15 protein-coding genes are annotated in these 15702 nt (G+C 33.7%); 4 read left to right on the forward strand and 11 right to left on the reverse strand.

Annotation, left to right across the window (positions count from 1 at the left end):
* Positions 1-22: 22 nt before the first annotated feature.
* Both BUA98_RS10200 and aroC read right to left on the reverse strand, forming a co-directional pair.
* Positions 23-1309, reverse strand: a complete 1287-nt coding sequence (locus BUA98_RS10200) for a dicarboxylate/amino acid:cation symporter (protein ID WP_072972036.1) — start codon at positions 1307-1309, stop codon at positions 23-25.
* A gap of 53 nt (positions 1310-1362) precedes the next feature.
* Positions 1363-2421 (reverse strand): chorismate synthase, encoded by a 1059-nt coding sequence (aroC, locus tag BUA98_RS10205; protein WP_072972039.1) that lies wholly within the window; start codon positions 2419-2421, stop codon positions 1363-1365.
* A 188-nt stretch (positions 2422-2609) separates the two neighbouring features.
* On the opposite strand from aroC, the gene BUA98_RS10210 reads away from it, so the two are divergent.
* Entirely contained in the window at positions 2610-3437 is an 828-nt protein-coding gene (locus BUA98_RS10210) for a UDP-2,3-diacylglucosamine diphosphatase (RefSeq protein WP_072972042.1), read from the forward strand.
* 161 nt (positions 3438-3598) lie between these two features.
* Positions 3599-4096, forward strand: coding sequence for a hypothetical protein (locus BUA98_RS10215; protein WP_072972045.1), 498 nt, complete (start codon positions 3599-3601; stop codon positions 4094-4096).
* 134 nt (positions 4097-4230) lie between these two features.
* Here BUA98_RS10215 and BUA98_RS10220 read toward each other — a convergent pair whose 3' ends face one another.
* From BUA98_RS10220 to BUA98_RS10250, 7 genes are all read right to left on the reverse strand, one after another.
* Positions 4231-4653, reverse strand: coding sequence for a protease complex subunit PrcB family protein (locus tag BUA98_RS10220; RefSeq protein WP_072972048.1), 423 nt, complete (start codon positions 4651-4653; stop codon positions 4231-4233).
* A 12-nt stretch (positions 4654-4665) separates the two neighbouring features.
* Complete coding sequence (bshA, locus tag BUA98_RS10225; protein ID WP_072972051.1) at positions 4666-5817, reverse strand: N-acetyl-alpha-D-glucosaminyl L-malate synthase BshA; 1152 nt, start codon at positions 5815-5817, stop codon at positions 4666-4668.
* A gap of 477 nt (positions 5818-6294) precedes the next feature.
* Entirely contained in the window at positions 6295-6777 is a 483-nt protein-coding gene (locus BUA98_RS10230; protein ID WP_072972053.1) for an ABC transporter ATPase, read from the reverse strand.
* An 83-nt stretch (positions 6778-6860) separates the two neighbouring features.
* Complete coding sequence (locus BUA98_RS10235) at positions 6861-7652, reverse strand: (Fe-S)-binding protein (RefSeq protein ID WP_026984478.1); 792 nt, start codon at positions 7650-7652, stop codon at positions 6861-6863.
* A gap of 121 nt (positions 7653-7773) precedes the next feature.
* Positions 7774-9111: a 4Fe-4S dicluster domain-containing protein gene (locus tag BUA98_RS10240; RefSeq protein WP_072972056.1), complete on the reverse strand. Its 1338-nt coding sequence runs from the start codon at positions 9109-9111 to the stop codon at positions 7774-7776.
* Positions 9112-9117: 6 nt separating this feature from the next.
* Positions 9118-10083, reverse strand: coding sequence for an MlaD family protein (locus tag BUA98_RS10245; RefSeq protein WP_072972059.1), 966 nt, complete (start codon positions 10081-10083; stop codon positions 9118-9120).
* Positions 10084-10133: 50 nt separating this feature from the next.
* On the reverse strand, positions 10134-11252 hold the full coding sequence (locus BUA98_RS10250) for an N-acetylmuramoyl-L-alanine amidase family protein (protein ID WP_072973255.1): 1119 nt from the start codon (positions 11250-11252) through the stop codon (positions 10134-10136).
* Positions 11253-11334: 82 nt separating this feature from the next.
* Here BUA98_RS10250 and BUA98_RS10255 point away from each other — a divergent pair, with 82 nt between their 5' ends.
* A complete protein-coding gene (locus BUA98_RS10255) occupies positions 11335-14031 on the forward strand; it encodes a putative LPS assembly protein LptD (protein WP_072973257.1) in 2697 nt (898 codons plus the stop codon).
* Between the two features lie 24 nt (positions 14032-14055).
* A complete protein-coding gene (locus tag BUA98_RS10260) occupies positions 14056-14436 on the forward strand; it encodes a Rid family detoxifying hydrolase (RefSeq protein ID WP_072972063.1) in 381 nt (126 codons plus the stop codon).
* Here BUA98_RS10260 and BUA98_RS10265 read toward each other — a convergent pair.
* Positions 14417-14791 (reverse strand): methylglyoxal synthase, encoded by a 375-nt coding sequence (locus BUA98_RS10265; protein ID WP_072973259.1) that lies wholly within the window; start codon positions 14789-14791, stop codon positions 14417-14419. The two genes, BUA98_RS10260 and BUA98_RS10265, sit on opposite strands and share 20 nt — an antisense overlap.
* Before the next feature lie 10 nt (positions 14792-14801).
* Positions 14802-15653, reverse strand: coding sequence for an N-acetylglucosamine kinase (locus BUA98_RS10270; RefSeq protein WP_072972066.1), 852 nt, complete (start codon positions 15651-15653; stop codon positions 14802-14804).
* Between the last annotated feature and the right edge of the window lie 49 nt (positions 15654-15702).

Here is a 15702-nt window from a genome sequence, read left to right on the forward strand (position 1 = left end):
GAGGTGAAGAGTACTTTATACTTTATTCTTCCAAATTAGCTGCTGCTAATTCTTTATTATTTTCCCATTGTCCAACAACAGAAGTTGCAAGAGCATTTCCTAGTACATTCGTAGCACTTCTAAACATATCGCAAAAGTGATCAATCGGTAAAATCAATGCAATTCCTTCAACAGGAATATCAAACATACCACACGTTGCCGCAACTACTACTAAACTAGCTCTTGGCACACCTGCAATTCCCTTACTAGTTAACATTAAAACTAAAAGCATTACCATTTGAGTTCCTAAATCTAAATGAACACCATAAAATTGCGCAATAAAAATACTGGCAAAGGTCATGTACATCATACTTCCGTCCAAATTAAACGAATAACCAAGCGGCAACATAAAAGATACTACTTTATCTTTTACACCAAATGCCTCTAATTCCTCCGTTAATTTTGGAAAAACAGCTTCACTACTTGTTGTTCCAAAAGCAATTGCTAATGGTCCTAAAATACGTTTTAACAACTCAGTCATTCTTCCTTTTAAGAAGATATATCCAATTGCAATTAAAAGAACCCACAATGTACTTATTCCAATCAAAAATGATCCAAAGAATTTAAAATAAGTAAGCACTAACTCCTCTGCATCTCTAATAGCAAAAACTCCCGCAATGGCTCCAAAAACTCCAATTGGAGCGAAGTTCATTACATAATTCACCATTCTCAATACAATATGAGAAGCTTTATCTAAAGCATTTATTACCGGTTTTACAGTACTTCCCAGTGAAGCTGCTGCCAATCCAAAAAAGATAGAAAATATTACAATTTGTAAAATCTCATTGGTTGCCATTGCTTCAAATAAACTTTTAGGAACGATGTGCTCTACAAAATTCTCAACAGAAAGTATTTTAGTTTTACCCGTTACTTCTGAAGCAGCTGCCATATCAACATGGTCTAGTTTTAAACCTACACCTGGTTGCAAAACATTTACATAAAACAACCCAATTAATAAAGATATAAAAGATGCCGTAAAAAACCATGCAAGCGCTTTTCCTCCAATTCTTCCAACCGTTTTAATATCTCCCAATTTTGCAATTCCCACTACCAAAGTAGTGAATACTAAAGGTGAAATAATCATTTGTACCAAACGAATAAAAATGGTTGCAAGCATTTTTATTTTATTACTAAACGATTGTGCAGCTTCAGGCGAAATATAATTGTGCAATATAATTCCTAAAGTTGCTCCCAGAACCATAGCAATTATAATCTGCCCTGTTAATCCTGAAAGAAATGATTTTTTTTTGGTTTCTGTAACTTGTTGCATTAATCTGTTTGTTTTAAATTAAAATATTAAGACCCTCACTGTCTTAACTTTTATTAATATGTTTTGTTGATCAGGTAAAAATCAGCCAAAACAATCGCTGCCATTGCTTCAACAATTGGCACTGCGCGAGGTACTACACAAGGATCATGACGACCTTTACCGGTCATTGGTGTAATATTTCCTTTATTATCTAATGAATCTTGTGTCTGCATGATAGTCGCAACAGGTTTGAAAGCTACTCTAAAGTAGATATCCATTCCGTTACTTATACCACCCTGAATTCCACCTGAAAGATTTGTTTTTGTAGTTCCGTCCGGATTGTATAAGTCATTATGCTCGCTTCCTTTCATTTCTGATCCTGAAAAACCACTTCCGTATTCAAAACCTTTTACGGCATTGATAGAAAGCATTGCTTTTCCCAATTCAGCATGTAATTTATCAAAAACAGGTTCTCCTAAACCAACCGGCACATTTTGAATTACACATGAAACAATTCCTCCAACAGTATCTCCCTGTTTACGGATATTACGAATATATTCTTCCATAACTGCTGCCGATTTTTCATCAGGACAACGAACAGGATTGCTTTCAATTTTTGAAAAATCCAAATCCTGATAAGGTGTATCTAAATGAATTGGTCCAACAGAAGAAACGTAAGCATTAATTTTAATTTCAGGCAGCATTTGTTTTGCAATAGCACCAGCTACTACTCTACTTGCTGTTTCACGGGCAGAACTTCTTCCGCCTCCACGATAGTCACGAAAACCATACTTCTGATCGTATACATAATCAGCATGGCTTGGTCTGTAGTTATCTTTTATATGAGAGTAATCGTCTGATTTTTGATTCGTATTCGGGATAATAAAACCAATTGGAGTACCAGTTGTTTTTCCTTCAAAAATTCCAGATAAAAACTGAACTGCATCTGGTTCTTTTCTTTGGGTTACAATTGCTGATTGTCCTGGTTTTCTTCTAGACATTTCAACCTCAATTGCTTCTAAGTCAAGTTCAATTCCTGATGGACATCCATCTATAATTCCGCCTAAAGCTTCACCATGAGATTCTCCAAATGTTGTAACTTTATATAGGTTGCCGTAGCTATTTCCTGCCATTGTAATTTGTTTTGAGCAAATGTAAGTTTTATGAATTAAATTAAAAAATTTAAAGTTGGTATTATTAAGTAAAGACTAAGTTGAATAAAAATCATAATTTATTAAAATTGAAGCCAAATTGGTAACCTTTTGATAAAATGAAACTGACTCAAGTTTCTTTTATTTGCTAAACTTCAAATCAGGAAAAATTGAAAAAAAGAAATGTCGAGTTAGTTGTTCTTTCAGATGTTCACCTAGGAACTTATGGAAGCCATGCTAAAGAATTAAACAACTATTTATCAAGCATTAAACCCAAAACTTTAGTCCTAAACGGAGACATTATTGATGCCTGGCAATTTAGAAAATCCTATTTCCCAAAAGCACATTTAAGAGTCATTCAACGAATTATAGGAATGGCTTCTAAAGGTACAAAAGTGTATTACATCACTGGAAATCATGATGAAATTCTACGTAAATTCAGCGATATGAATATGGGAAATTTTGCACTTCTCGATAAATTAGTTTTAGATCTGGATGATAAAAAAGCCTGGATTTTTCATGGAGATGTCTTTGATGCTTCTGTACAACACTCTAAATGGATTGCAAAATTAGGCGGATTAGGATACGACTATTTAATCCTGAGCAACCGTTTTGCAAATTGGTGCCTGGCCAAATTAGGACGCGAACCTTATTCGTTTTCTAAAAAGATAAAAGCAAGTGTTAAAAAAGCTGTGAAATTTATTTCCGATTTCGAAACAACAGCAACCGATTTGGCAATAGAAAAAAATTACGATTATGTAATTTGTGGACATATTCATGAACCAAAAATTATCACCAAAGAAAACAAACACGGATCAACTTTATATCTAAACTCCGGAGATTGGGTAGAAAATTTAACCGCCCTTGAATACCACAAAAAACGCTGGAAATTATTTTCCTATGCCGAATCAAATTTGACTGAAGAAGAAGAAAATTTATTCGAAATGGAAGATATTTTAACCTCCCAGATAATAACTTCAATGATTATTAAAAAGTAAAATATTAAACACCAAAGAGTTACCTGTCTCACTAGCCTTCTTCTCTTAAAAAACACTTTTACCAAGGATAAAAATGTGAATTATATAACAATTTTAAAAAGTATTATACGTTTTATCATTTCGTATAAAACTACATTTGAAAAAAATTAATAACCATTTTTATGAAAAAAATCATTTTATCAGCCATTATGCTATTTGGATTAGCGTTTACAGCTCAGGCACAAGACATTGCTAAAAACGCTCTTGGATTACGCTTAGGAGACAATAACGGATTTGGAGGAGAAATATCGTACCAAAGAGGATTAAACGACAAAAACAGACTTGAGTTCGATTTAGGATGGAGAAACAGCAGTGATGTTGACGCTATTAAAGCAGTTGGTCTTTACCAATGGGTTTGGAATATCGACGGAGGTTTTAATTGGTACGCTGGTGTTGGTGCTGGTATCGCTGCCTGGGATCATGATTATTATAACGGAAATGTTAAATATAATGACAGCGGAACTTACGTTTTTGCAGCAGGTGATATCGGTATCGAATATGGCTTTAAAGAAGTGCCAATTCTATTATCTTTAGACGCAAGACCTGAAATTGGTTCAGGATATTACGACGATGACAACTTTGGATTTGATGTTGGTTTAGGAATCAAATTCAAATTCTAAAATAAAATTAAAAAATAATTGTAAAAGAAAACCTGTCGCTTTAATTACGACAGGTTTTTTTATGTTTTTCATCAAGAAAAAGATTATCATCCTAAACGAAGTCGAAGGCTTAGAAATCCTGACTTCATCTAATCTTATTTAATAATAATCTCCTTTTTCGAACGTACTTTTACAACCGTATAAGGATAAGTAATTACCTGCATCGTCATAGCATCCGGAGCCGGACTGTTTTCTTTGACAGTGATAATGATATTTTTATCGGTTTCTTCTACTTTTTCAACACCAATAGAATAACCTCCAGTATTTTTCTCTCCCATGTTTAAAATAACATAGTTAGAATTACTAATATCGGCTTGTTTCATTTTATCAGCCAAAAGAGGATCATTTTCCAACATTTTGATCTCATTTGGTTCTGTCAAAATCTCATAAAATTTGATATTTCCACCACCGTCAGATTGCGCTGTCAAAACTTCATATAATGCATTTGAATCTGATGTTTTTTTTGCTCCGCAAGAAATTAAAACAAAAACTGCTAAAACCGAAATTACTTTTTTCATTATCGCCTATTTTTAAGATGAATGTTTTTCATGTTTATAGTCATCAATTGCTCTTTGATACAATGCTTCATACTTTGGCAATATATTTTTGATATCGAATTTCTTCGCTACTTCGAGAGCATTCTCTTTAAACTGATTTAAAACAGCATCGTCTTCCAGAATTTTAATAGCATTTGCAGCCATTTCTTCCACATCTCCTACATTACTCAAATAACCTGAAAAACCATCAAAATTAACTTCTGGCAAACCTCCCGAATTACTTGAAATTACCGGAACACCACATGCCATGGCTTCTAACGCTGCCAAACCAAAACTTTCTGTCTCAGACGGAAGTAAAAACAAATCTGTCAGGCATAAAATTTTATCGATTTCATTACTGTTGCCAAAGAAAATTACTTTGTCGTAGATTCCCAGTTCCATACATAAAACTTCTGCTTTCTCTTTCTCAGGACCATCACCAACCATCATTAATTTAGCAGGCATCACTTTCTGAATGTTATAGAAAATTTTAATAATATCCGGAATACGTTTTACCTTTCTAAAGTTACTAATATGGGTAATAATACGCTCATTTTCCTTCGCCATAACATAACGATGGCAAGGTGCAGTTGGGTCTGTCTTTACTTTATCCAGCTCAATAAAATTCGGAATTACCTTTATTTTATTCTTGATTTTGAATAATTTCAACGTATCATCTTTCAAACTCTGCGAAACCGAAGTCACATAGTCTGATTTATTGATACTAAAAGTAACTGCTGGTTTATAAAACGGGTGATTCCCTACCAGCGTAATATCTGTTCCGTGAAGCGTTGTAATCATCGGAAGATTAATTCCTTCGTTTTTCAGCATTTGCTTGGCCATATACCCCGCATACGCGTGTGGAATTGCATAATGAACATGAAGAACTTCTATTTTATATAATTTTACCATATCAACCAATTTACTTGACAAAGCCAATTCATAAGGCTGATAATGGAAAAGAGGATATTCAGGAACGTTTACTTCGTGATAATGAACATTAGGATTCAAAAGTGCCAGTCTAACCGGCTGACTGTAGGTAATAAAGTGTATTTCGTGTCCGCGTCTGGCTAATTCGAGGCCTAATTCTGTGGCTACAACCCCACTACCACCAAATGTCGGATAACAAACTATTGCTATTTTCATGTATTAAATTTAGTACTACGAAAGTACTCAAAAATCACGTTTAATCTAAGCTTTCAATTGTTAGATTTTTGTGAATATTGGATTTGTCAGATAATTAGCTTTATTAGAATTTCAAATTATACCTCCGTAATTCTAAATGTCATCCTGAACAAGTTGAACGAGAAACCTGAATTTCTATATTTTAATGAATAACTTTTAACTTTTTTAAGGAGCAGAATTTTCATTTTCAAAAGAACGACTTGTCCCGCTGTCCGTTATATCTTTTGTGCCGAACCCCGGCACAAAAGGATATCACTCCCATCGGGGCTAGATTAGAGGTTTTTATTTTCATAAGAACAAGGTTTTCTCAATCTTGTCATCCTGACAAATTCTGGCAAACCTGAAACCTGAAACTTGAAACAATTCACATTCACATTAAACTAAAAAAAGGCATAAAACCTAAATTTCATGCCTTTCAAATATATTATAATTTTTCTCTTAGAAAAATCTGCTATGCCAACTGTCAGCAGCAGGAACTTCCCAGGATTCATTAAATTCTTCTATATTATTTACCAAATTATTAAACACAATCGTATTCTCAGAAACCGATTTATCTTTAACCATTTTCTTAAAATCGATTAATGTTTTATGTGCAATATGCTCCCCATTCTTAAAAGTCACGTTCATTTTATCTAATAAATCAACGTTATACTTTTTCTCCAAACTCTGAATAAATTCAACAGAGCTATCTATAGAACACCCTGTAGCAGCCTGCACTTCCTGATTTACAGCCAGAATAATAAATCGGTTGTATTTCAACAAATATGAAGCTTCTAAACTTGTTCCGTGTGCTGCCCATTCTTCCACAAAAGCTTTTAGGTCGGTTTCAATTTCAGAAAATTCTTCCTCAGAAAATTTTCTGTTTGATTGATAAATCCAAACTCTGGATTCACCAGGTAAATTTTCAAAAGGTATATACATTTTTAATTAAATTTAGTTTTTTTTTGTTTCAAGTTTCAGGTTTGAAATCTTAGAACCTTAGTGTCTTAGCAACTCAGAATCTTTTAAAGATCTTGTGCGTTTGCAATTAACTCTGCGATATCCATTACTTTAACCTGTCCTTCTTTTTCCTTATGTTTTATACCATCAGTTAACATGGTATTACAGAAAGGACAACCCGCTGCAATAATATCCGGTTGCACTTCCAATGCATCTTCCGTACGCAAAACATTCACTTCTTTATTTCCTGGTTCCGCATCTTTAAACATTTGTGCTCCACCAGCGCCACAACATAAACCGTTTGCTTTAGAACGCTTCATTTCGACTAATTCAACATCTAATTTCTGAATTAAATCTCTTGGTGCTTCATATACTTTATTCGCTCTTCCTAAATAACAAGGATCGTGAAAAGTGATTTTTTTTCCTTTAAACTGACCACCTTCAACAGTCAGTCTTCCATCATCAATTAATGACTTCAAAAACTCTGTATGATGAATTACATCATATTGACCTCCTAGTTCAGGATATTCATTTTTTAAAGTATTAAAACAATGCGGACAAGCCGTAACAATCTTTTTAGCTTCATAGGCATTTAAAACCTCGATATTCATCATAGCCTGCATCTGAAACAAAAATTCATTTCCAGCACGTTTTGCAGGATCTCCGGTACAACTCTCTTCTGTACCTAAAACTGCAAATGAAACATTCGTACGATTTAAAATACGCACAAATGCTTTAGTAATTTTTTTCGCTCTATCATCAAAACTTCCTGCACAACCTACCCAAAACAAAACTTCTGGTTGTTTTCCTTCGGCTAACATTTCAGCCATTGTTGGCACTACTAAACTTTCTGACATCTTCTTTTGTTGTTAAATCGGTTAATCGTTAAATTGGTTAATCGCACTCTCTACTATAACCCTACTAAAAAACCTAAATATTTTATTAAATCGATTAAACAAATAACCAATTAAATCTTTTCTAATTCTCGTTCTTCCAGTTCAATCTGTCTTGCTGACTGTATTGCCACGGTGCTCCATTATTTTCAATATTCGTCATCATAGCATTCAGTGACATCGGAGCAGCACTTTGTTCCATCACCAAATAACGACGCATATCCATAATAATAGACAATGGACTAATATTCACCGGACATTCTTCAACACAAGCATTACAAGAGGTACAAGCCCACAATTCTTCTGGTGTAATATAATCGTTTAATAACGTTTTATTATCTGGAACAAAAACACCTTTATTAGCATCTATGTTTTTACCCACTTCCTGTAAACGATCTCTTGTATCCATCATAATTTTACGAGGAGACAATTTCTTACCCGTTTGATTTGCCGGACAAGATGATGTACAACGTCCACATTCTGTGCAGGTGTAAGCGTTTAACAATTGAACCCAGTTTAAATCCTGAACATCACTTGCACCAAATTTACTCGGAGCAGCATTTTCATCTACCGGAGCCGCCGCAAACGGATCAGCATTTGGATCCATCATTAACTTCACTTCTTTTGTAACCGATTCTAAATTATCAAATTGCCCTTCTGGTTTCAAATTGGCAAAATACGTATTTGGAAAAGCTAAAAGAATATGCAAATGTTTTGAGAAGTACAAATAGTTCATAAAAACTAAAATACCTGCAATATGTAACCACCAGAAAGCTTCAAACAATATGGCAACCAACTCATTTGACATTCCATTAAAAATTGGAGCAATAAATTGGCTTATTGGAAAACTTCCTGCTTTGTGAAAATGCGAAAATCCTCCTGGTACATTTTGCAAATGCAAGTCGGCTGCATCCATGAATAAAAACAAAAGCATTAAAACTGTTTCGAAGTACAAAATATAATTCGCATCACTTTTAGGAAACCCATTCAAATCGGGATTAATGAAACGTTTCAATCGAATCACATTTCTTCTTATCCAGAAAACGGTAACAGCAAAGATTACCAATATTGCTAATATTTCAAAAGAAGCAATTAAAACATCATAAACTACACCTAAAAAAGGCGCGAAAATTCTATGAGTTCCAAATAATCCATCAATAATAATTTCAAGTAATTCAATATTTATGATAATAAACCCCACATATACTATGATATGTAATGCTCCCGCAACCGGACGTTTCACCATTTTAGATTGTCCAAGAGCAATCATAGCCATGTTTTTCCAACGTGCTTTTGGATTGTCCTTTCGATCTACATCTACTCCTAAATTTATGTTTCTAATGATTTTCTTTATACTTGAAGCAAAAAAACCAAAACCAGCTATCAGAAGTATAGCGAATAAAATATTATCTAAATAACTCATTCTTTATTATTTTTTTTCAGTTGTATTGGCATCTTCTGTAGGTGCAACGTATGGTTTGTTTTTCTTTCCAAAAAGAGAAACATTCACATAACGTGTTGGATATAAGCGAACATCCTGTAATAATAATTCAAGCTCTTTTGAAGTTTTAGCCAAATTGTTATATAAAGCATCATCATTCAATAATTTACCGGCAGTACCTTTTCCAGAGTTTAAATTACTCATAATACCATCTAGCTTAGCTAAAGTCTGATTTAAATTTCTAACCGTTTTTCCTAAATCAGCTTTATTTAAAGAATCTGAGATTTTATTGAAGTTACTTGACATTTTATTAAAGTTAGTAACTGCTCCATTGATCTGTGCTTTATTAGTATCTAAGATAGAATTGATACTTCCTGAAGCTTTATGAAACTGCTCCATTGTCTGACTCAATTCTGCCAATGATTTTTTAAGATCTTCCTGCCCTTTTTTATCAAGAACATTGTTTAAACCAGCTACCAAAGTATTAATATTCTCAAGCATCACATTCAGTTTTTGCTGAATTGGTTCGATTTTACCTCCTAAAGATTCCGTTAGACCTAATTCAACAGCTGGAGCTAATGTTTGACCATCAACTGCAAGTTCCTTGTCAGCAAGATTTGGTATGATCTTGATCTGTTTTCCTCCAATTAAACTTGGAGAATATAAAGATGCAGTACTTGATTTAGAAACTGGAAAGTCTGTTTTCAATTGCAGTTCTACTAATAGTTTACCAGTGTTTTCGTTGATAGTGATTTTATTTACTTTACCAATCGCCAATCCGTTTAAAGTAACCGGGGCAGACTGAGCCAAATCTTCCACATTATCATATTCTACATAAAATGTTTTATAATTTGTAAAAAGATCTCTGCCTTTTAAAAAGCTGTATCCCCAAATAAATAATAAAATTGACGCGATGACTAAAATAGCCGTTTTAATTTCTCTTGTTAGTTTCAAAATTCTAAGTGTTTGTACAAAATTAATATAAATATTCGAACTTGTGCTTATTATTTAGTAGCGTCCTGAATACTGATTTTTTCGCCGTCCTTGTAAGCAATTAAAAAAGAAGCTCCATATCCCTTACTTTTAGCTTCTTGCAAATATTTTTGTGCTGCCTGGTAATCTGAAGTTTCCTGATAGAAATATTTATAAATATTATTTTCGTACAACATTGTTACATTTGTCAGTCCTTTAAAATTTTTAGGCTCTAATGGTGTTTTCTTGATACTGGCAATTAACTGTACTTTAAAAACAGTTCCTTTTGGTGTGTTTTTATTTGCTGGAGGAGTTGCAACCGTTTTTGGTTTGGCAGTATCTTTCACGGGTCTTGCATCCGCTATTTCCGGAACTCCAGAACCAAAATACTCTCTTTTATAACTTATAATAGCTTCTGCAATAGCTTTTGCTATATCATTTTGTCCTTCTTCTGAATTTAAAATATTTCCTTCTGTTGGATTGGATACAAATCCAGTTTCAACCAAAACTCTTGGCATATACGCTTTGTGCAACACCATAAATGGTGCCTGTTTCACTCCACCCTGACGAAGCTTTTTCCCTAATCTGTCAAAATTATCTTCAATTTTAGTCGCTAATGCGATACTATTATCTAAATATTCTTCCTGCATCAAGGTCATTGCCATCATAGATTCTGGCGAATTTGGGTCGTAACCCTCGTATTTACGTTTATAATCTTTTTCTAATGTAATAACCGAGTTCTCTTTTTTCGCTGCTTCAAGATTCGATGCAACCTTACTTAGACCCATTACATAAGTTTCGGTTCCGTCTGCAGCCGTATTTTTATTGGCATTACAATGTATAGAAACAAAAATATTAGAATTAGCACGGTTTGCAATATTGGCTCTTTCCACCAAATCGATAAAAACATCTGTTTTACGAGTATAAATAACATTAATATTTGGACTGTCCTCTAATATTTTTCCAACTTTTAACACAATGGCCAATGCAATATTTTTTTCTATTCTTCCGCTATATACAGCACCAAAGTCATGATCACCGTGTCCAGCATCAAGAGTTACCTTAAAAACATTTGCCTGACTGTATGCGCAAAATGAAATTATAGTTAGAAAAAAACTAAATATTAGCCTAGTTTTGTTAAATATATTCATAAATCTAAAAGTTAATTTTAATAAAATGCAACTGATATAATTTTTACAATTGATTATTTTTGCCAAAAAATTATATGTAAGTTTGACATGTCAAAAAACAAGCCATACTTTTACAAAAATAGCATTTAAACCTTTGCATACAAACTTATTTAATATCGTTTTATTATCATTTTTCCTAACACTAGGATGTGGTAAATTATATTCGCAAGAGATAAAATCAAAAAAAAACGCATTACCTGCTGTAAAACAAACAGATAAACCTGTCACTACTGTACTTGATACTATAAAACTGGATACTGTTAAACCTAAAAAGACTTTTCTTGATGGAAAAGTAAAATATAGGGCAAAGGATTATGCGAAAATCGACCAGAAAAGCAAACGCATCACCTTATATAACGAAGCTGAATTATACTATAAAGATGTAGAATTAAAATCGGGTATAATTGTTTTGGATTATGAAAAGGACGAAGTATATGCCGGAAGAATAAAAGATTCTGCAGGTGTTTTGAGTCAATACCCTAATTTTAAGCAAGGAGCCAGTGAAGTTCAGCCAGACTCTATTCGTTTTAATTTCAAAACAAAAAAAGCTTTAATATTCAATTCCAGAACAGAACAGGGTGAATTTAAAATTAAAGCAGCAGTTACCAAAAAAGAAAACGATTCTGTTTACTTCTTAAGAGGTGCCCGCTTCACAACTTCAGCAGATGTTGACAATCCCGAATATTATTTTCAAACTAATAAAGTAAAATTTATTCCCGGAAAGAAAGTAGTTACTGGTTTAACTAATATGGTTATTGCAGACGTACCCACTCCTCTCGCCTTGCCATTTGCCTATTTCCCAATGAGTCAGGAGAAAAGTGTTTCAGGAATCATTATTCCAAGTTATAACGACTCAAATACAAGAGGATTCTCTTTACAGAATGGTGGTTATTATTTTGCTTTAAGCGATAATTATGACCTGACCGTTTTAGGAGATTACTATACCAACGGGAGTTATGCCATGCGCTTTGAATCTTCGTATGCTACAAGATATAAATATCGTGGAAATGTAAATATACGTTTTGAGAACCTGATCAACAGCGAAAGAGGTTATCCTGACTATTCGAAGCAAAACATTTACAATATTCAGTGGTCGCACTCAAAGGATACAAAATCAAACCCGAACTCAAGTTTTTCTGCTTCGGTGAATATGGGTAGCAGTAAATACTTTAAGCAATCTATTAATCAGGCAAACGTTGGATCGAATCTGAACAACACCTTAAGTTCATCTATCTCATACAATAAAACCTTTAATACAATCCCAGGAGCCCGTATTGCATTAACAGCAACACATCAGCAAAATACACAAACGGAAGAAATTCAAATGACATTACCTTCATTACAAGGTAGTATTGATCGTGTTTATCCTTTTGTTGGTAAAGATGGTGTTAAAAAAGGTTTTATTAAAAACATTAACTTACAATATAATGTTACCGGCCAAAATAAATTTGTAACAACAGATTCTTTATTCTTTAAACCTCAAATGTTTAGAGACGCACAAATTGGACTACAACAGTCTATTCCGATTAGTACAAACTTTAAAATATTCAAATATTTTAGTGCCGGAGCATCTACAAACTATCAGGAAACCTGGGTTACTAAAACGGTAGAAAAAAATTATGATGCAAGTCAGAATCAAGTTGTTACCCAAACTGTCAACGGTTTTGATGCTTACAGAACCTACAACTTTAGTTCTAACTTAGGAACTACAATTTATGGTACGTTTAATTTTGGTGATGACAAAAGAATTCAATCAATTCGTCACGTCATGAGACCTTCTGTTACGTATGCATACACTCCTAGCTTCGAAAAATATTACGACAATTATTACGTAGATGCATCAGGAAAGATATCAAACTCTTATTCACGCTTTGATGGAGGTGTTTACGGAGCTCCTAGTAAAGAAAACTCAAACATCGTAGGTTTTGCCTTAAGTAACACTTTTGAAGCTAAAGTAAGAGACAGAGACAGTACAAAGACTGAACCTAAAAAAATCATGCTGTTAAACAACTTAAATTTTAGCACCAGCTACAATTTTAACGCTGATGGTAAAGACATTCTTGCATGGCAACCGGTATTGGTAAGCGGTGGAACACAACTTCTTGACAACAAAATGAATGTGAATTTTGGTGCTACTCTAGACCCATACGCTATTGACAATTCTGGAAAAAGAATGAGCACCTACAACATTGAAAACGGTGGTAGTTTATTCAGAATGACAAGTGCGAACTTAACGTTAAATTACTCTTTTTCAAATAAAGGAACAAAAGAAGAAAACAAACAGAGTGAGCGGAATGGAGGTCGTAAAGATGACTTGTTTGGTACCAATACAGACTTAAACGACAGTCGTAACAGCCAGTTTGCCCAGGAAAAAGATGACGGAGAAGATGTTATAACCGAATTCTTCAATTCAAAGATTCCATGGGATATGACAATGGCTTACTCATTAACCTATTCTAACACCAACAGAGAAAGCAAGATCACCAACAACTCCATAATGGTTTCCATCAATATGGACATTACTCCTAAATGGAAAGGTGGAGTTTCTACGGGTTACGACTTTGTTCAAAAAGGAGTTACTTTTACGCAATTCCGTTTTGAAAGAGATTTATTAAGCTGGAGAATGGCTTTTAACTGGACACCACTTGGAGAAAACTCAAACTGGAACTTTTTCATCGGAATTAAATCCGGAGTATTAAGTGATATTAAGTGGAATAAACGAAGTACTTCAAACCGATAATTCACATCGATTAAAATAATTATTATGAAAAAAATCATCTTTACCGAAAAGGCTCCTGCTCCAATCGGACCATACAATCAGGCCGTATTATCAGGTAATACGCTTTATGCTTCCGGGCAGATTGCAATAAATCCGGCTTCAGGAGAAATTGTTACTGAAAACATCAATGACGAAACAAAACAAGTGATGGAAAACATTGCGGCAATTCTGGAAGCTGCAGATATGACTTTTGAAAACGTTGTTAAGGCAACTATTTTCATTATGGACATGAATAATTTTGCTGCTATCAATACCATTTACGGATCTTATTTTAACGAAAAAACCGCTCCAGCACGTGAAACGGTTCAAGTGGCATGTTTGCCAAAAAATGTAAATGTTGAAATCTCTATAATTGCAGTGCAATAGCATCTAATAATAATTGTGCCGTTGCTTCATTCGTTGCCAGCGGCACATTATGTACATCACAAACGCGAATTAACATATTTATATCCGCCTCGTGTGGGTGACTTGATAATGGATCTTTAAAAAAGAAAACCATTTTTGTAATCCCTTCCGCCACTCTTCCAGCAATTTGCGCATCTCCACCTAAAGGTCCGGAAAGCATTCTTTGGGTTTTAAAACCCGCTGCTTCTGCTTTTCCTCCGGTAGTACCAGTACCAATAAGCTTTATTTTTTCGTGATGTAAAACAGCTTCATTTTTAATTAAAAAATCAATTAAATCTGCTTTTTTACCATCATGAGCAATAATTGCAATCTCCATGAAACCAGAACTATTGATTAGCAACATGGTACGCAATTAATCCATCAATTGGTCTTCTTAAAACATTCCCTAATTGAAGCTCATACTTATCAAATGTTTCTTGTAATTCGTCTTTTAGATAAAAAGCGATAGAGCCTACAAAATGCACAGGCACTTCTTTACAATTATCATATTGTTTGATATAATTTTTAACAAATGATTTCATCCCTTTGAAAATGATTTTTCTACAGAAATCAGTGTCTTTATGTTTAATTAAGAACTTTGCAAAAGTCGCTAAATACGCATTTGGATTTGGTTCTTTATATAGTTTATTTTTAATAAAATCAGGATCTAAATCATATTCTTTTTCAAATTCAACAGCCAATTCTTTAGGCATTTTATTGAAGTAATATTTTCTGATTAATTCTTTTCCAAAAACATTCCCACTGCAATCATCCATAGCAATATAGCCTAATGACTGAACTTTTTGATGCAATACTTTTCCATCAAAATAACTGCAGTTAGAACCTGTTCCAAGAATACTTACAATAGCTTCTTCTCCTTTTGGAGTTGTAGCGTAAACAGCCGCATAAGTATCTTCATGAACCTCTACAATTGCGTTAACAAAATACTCCTGAAAGATCTGAGTCAATGCAATTTTCATTCTGTCAGTACCACATCCAGCTCCGTAAAAGAACAAATGTGAGGCATTTTTTTTATTTTGTAAAATGTCAAAACGATCGTTTAATCTTTCAATAATTTCCGGACCGTCAAGAATTTCAGGATTTAATCCCAAAGTTTGTGTCGTGAATAATACTTTTCCATTATCATCAATTGCAATCCAATCGGCTTTAGTAGACCCACTATCAACTATTAATTTCATTTTTTTTTGTTTTTGGATTAGTTTTTCTTCAATTTAATTAAAAAGTGTA

Source organism: Flavobacterium saccharophilum, from assembly GCF_900142735.1.
GTDB lineage: Bacteria > Bacteroidota > Bacteroidia > Flavobacteriales > Flavobacteriaceae > Flavobacterium > Flavobacterium saccharophilum.

What these genes read in the sequence shown, in the direction of transcription:
- BUA98_RS10230 (WP_072972053.1), bottom strand. Translation starts at nt 6,777, where the DNA reads ATGTATATACCTTTTGAAAATTTACCTGGTGAATCCAGAGTTTGGATT.
- BUA98_RS10220 (WP_072972048.1), bottom strand. Translation starts at nt 4,653, where the DNA reads ATGAAAAAAGTAATTTCGGTTTTAGCAGTTTTTGTTTTAATTTCTTGC.
- BUA98_RS10240 (WP_072972056.1), bottom strand. Translation starts at nt 9,111, where the DNA reads ATGAGTTATTTAGATAATATTTTATTCGCTATACTTCTGATAGCTGGT.
- BUA98_RS10270 (WP_072972066.1), bottom strand. Translation starts at nt 15,653, where the DNA reads ATGAAATTAATAGTTGATAGTGGGTCTACTAAAGCCGATTGGATTGCA.
- BUA98_RS10215 (WP_072972045.1), top strand. Translation starts at nt 3,599, where the DNA reads ATGAAAAAAATCATTTTATCAGCCATTATGCTATTTGGATTAGCGTTT.
- BUA98_RS10200 (WP_072972036.1), bottom strand. Translation starts at nt 1,309, where the DNA reads ATGCAACAAGTTACAGAAACCAAAAAAAAATCATTTCTTTCAGGATTA.
- BUA98_RS10235 (WP_026984478.1), bottom strand. Translation starts at nt 7,652, where the DNA reads ATGTCAGAAAGTTTAGTAGTGCCAACAATGGCTGAAATGTTAGCCGAA.
- BUA98_RS10260 (WP_072972063.1), top strand. Translation starts at nt 14,056, where the DNA reads ATGAAAAAAATCATCTTTACCGAAAAGGCTCCTGCTCCAATCGGACCA.
- BUA98_RS10250 (WP_072973255.1), bottom strand. Translation starts at nt 11,252, where the DNA reads ATGAATATATTTAACAAAACTAGGCTAATATTTAGTTTTTTTCTAACT.
- BUA98_RS10265 (WP_072973259.1), bottom strand. Translation starts at nt 14,791, where the DNA reads ATGGAGATTGCAATTATTGCTCATGATGGTAAAAAAGCAGATTTAATT.
- bshA (WP_072972051.1), bottom strand. Translation starts at nt 5,817, where the DNA reads ATGAAAATAGCAATAGTTTGTTATCCGACATTTGGTGGTAGTGGGGTT.
- aroC (WP_072972039.1), bottom strand. Translation starts at nt 2,421, where the DNA reads ATGGCAGGAAATAGCTACGGCAACCTATATAAAGTTACAACATTTGGA.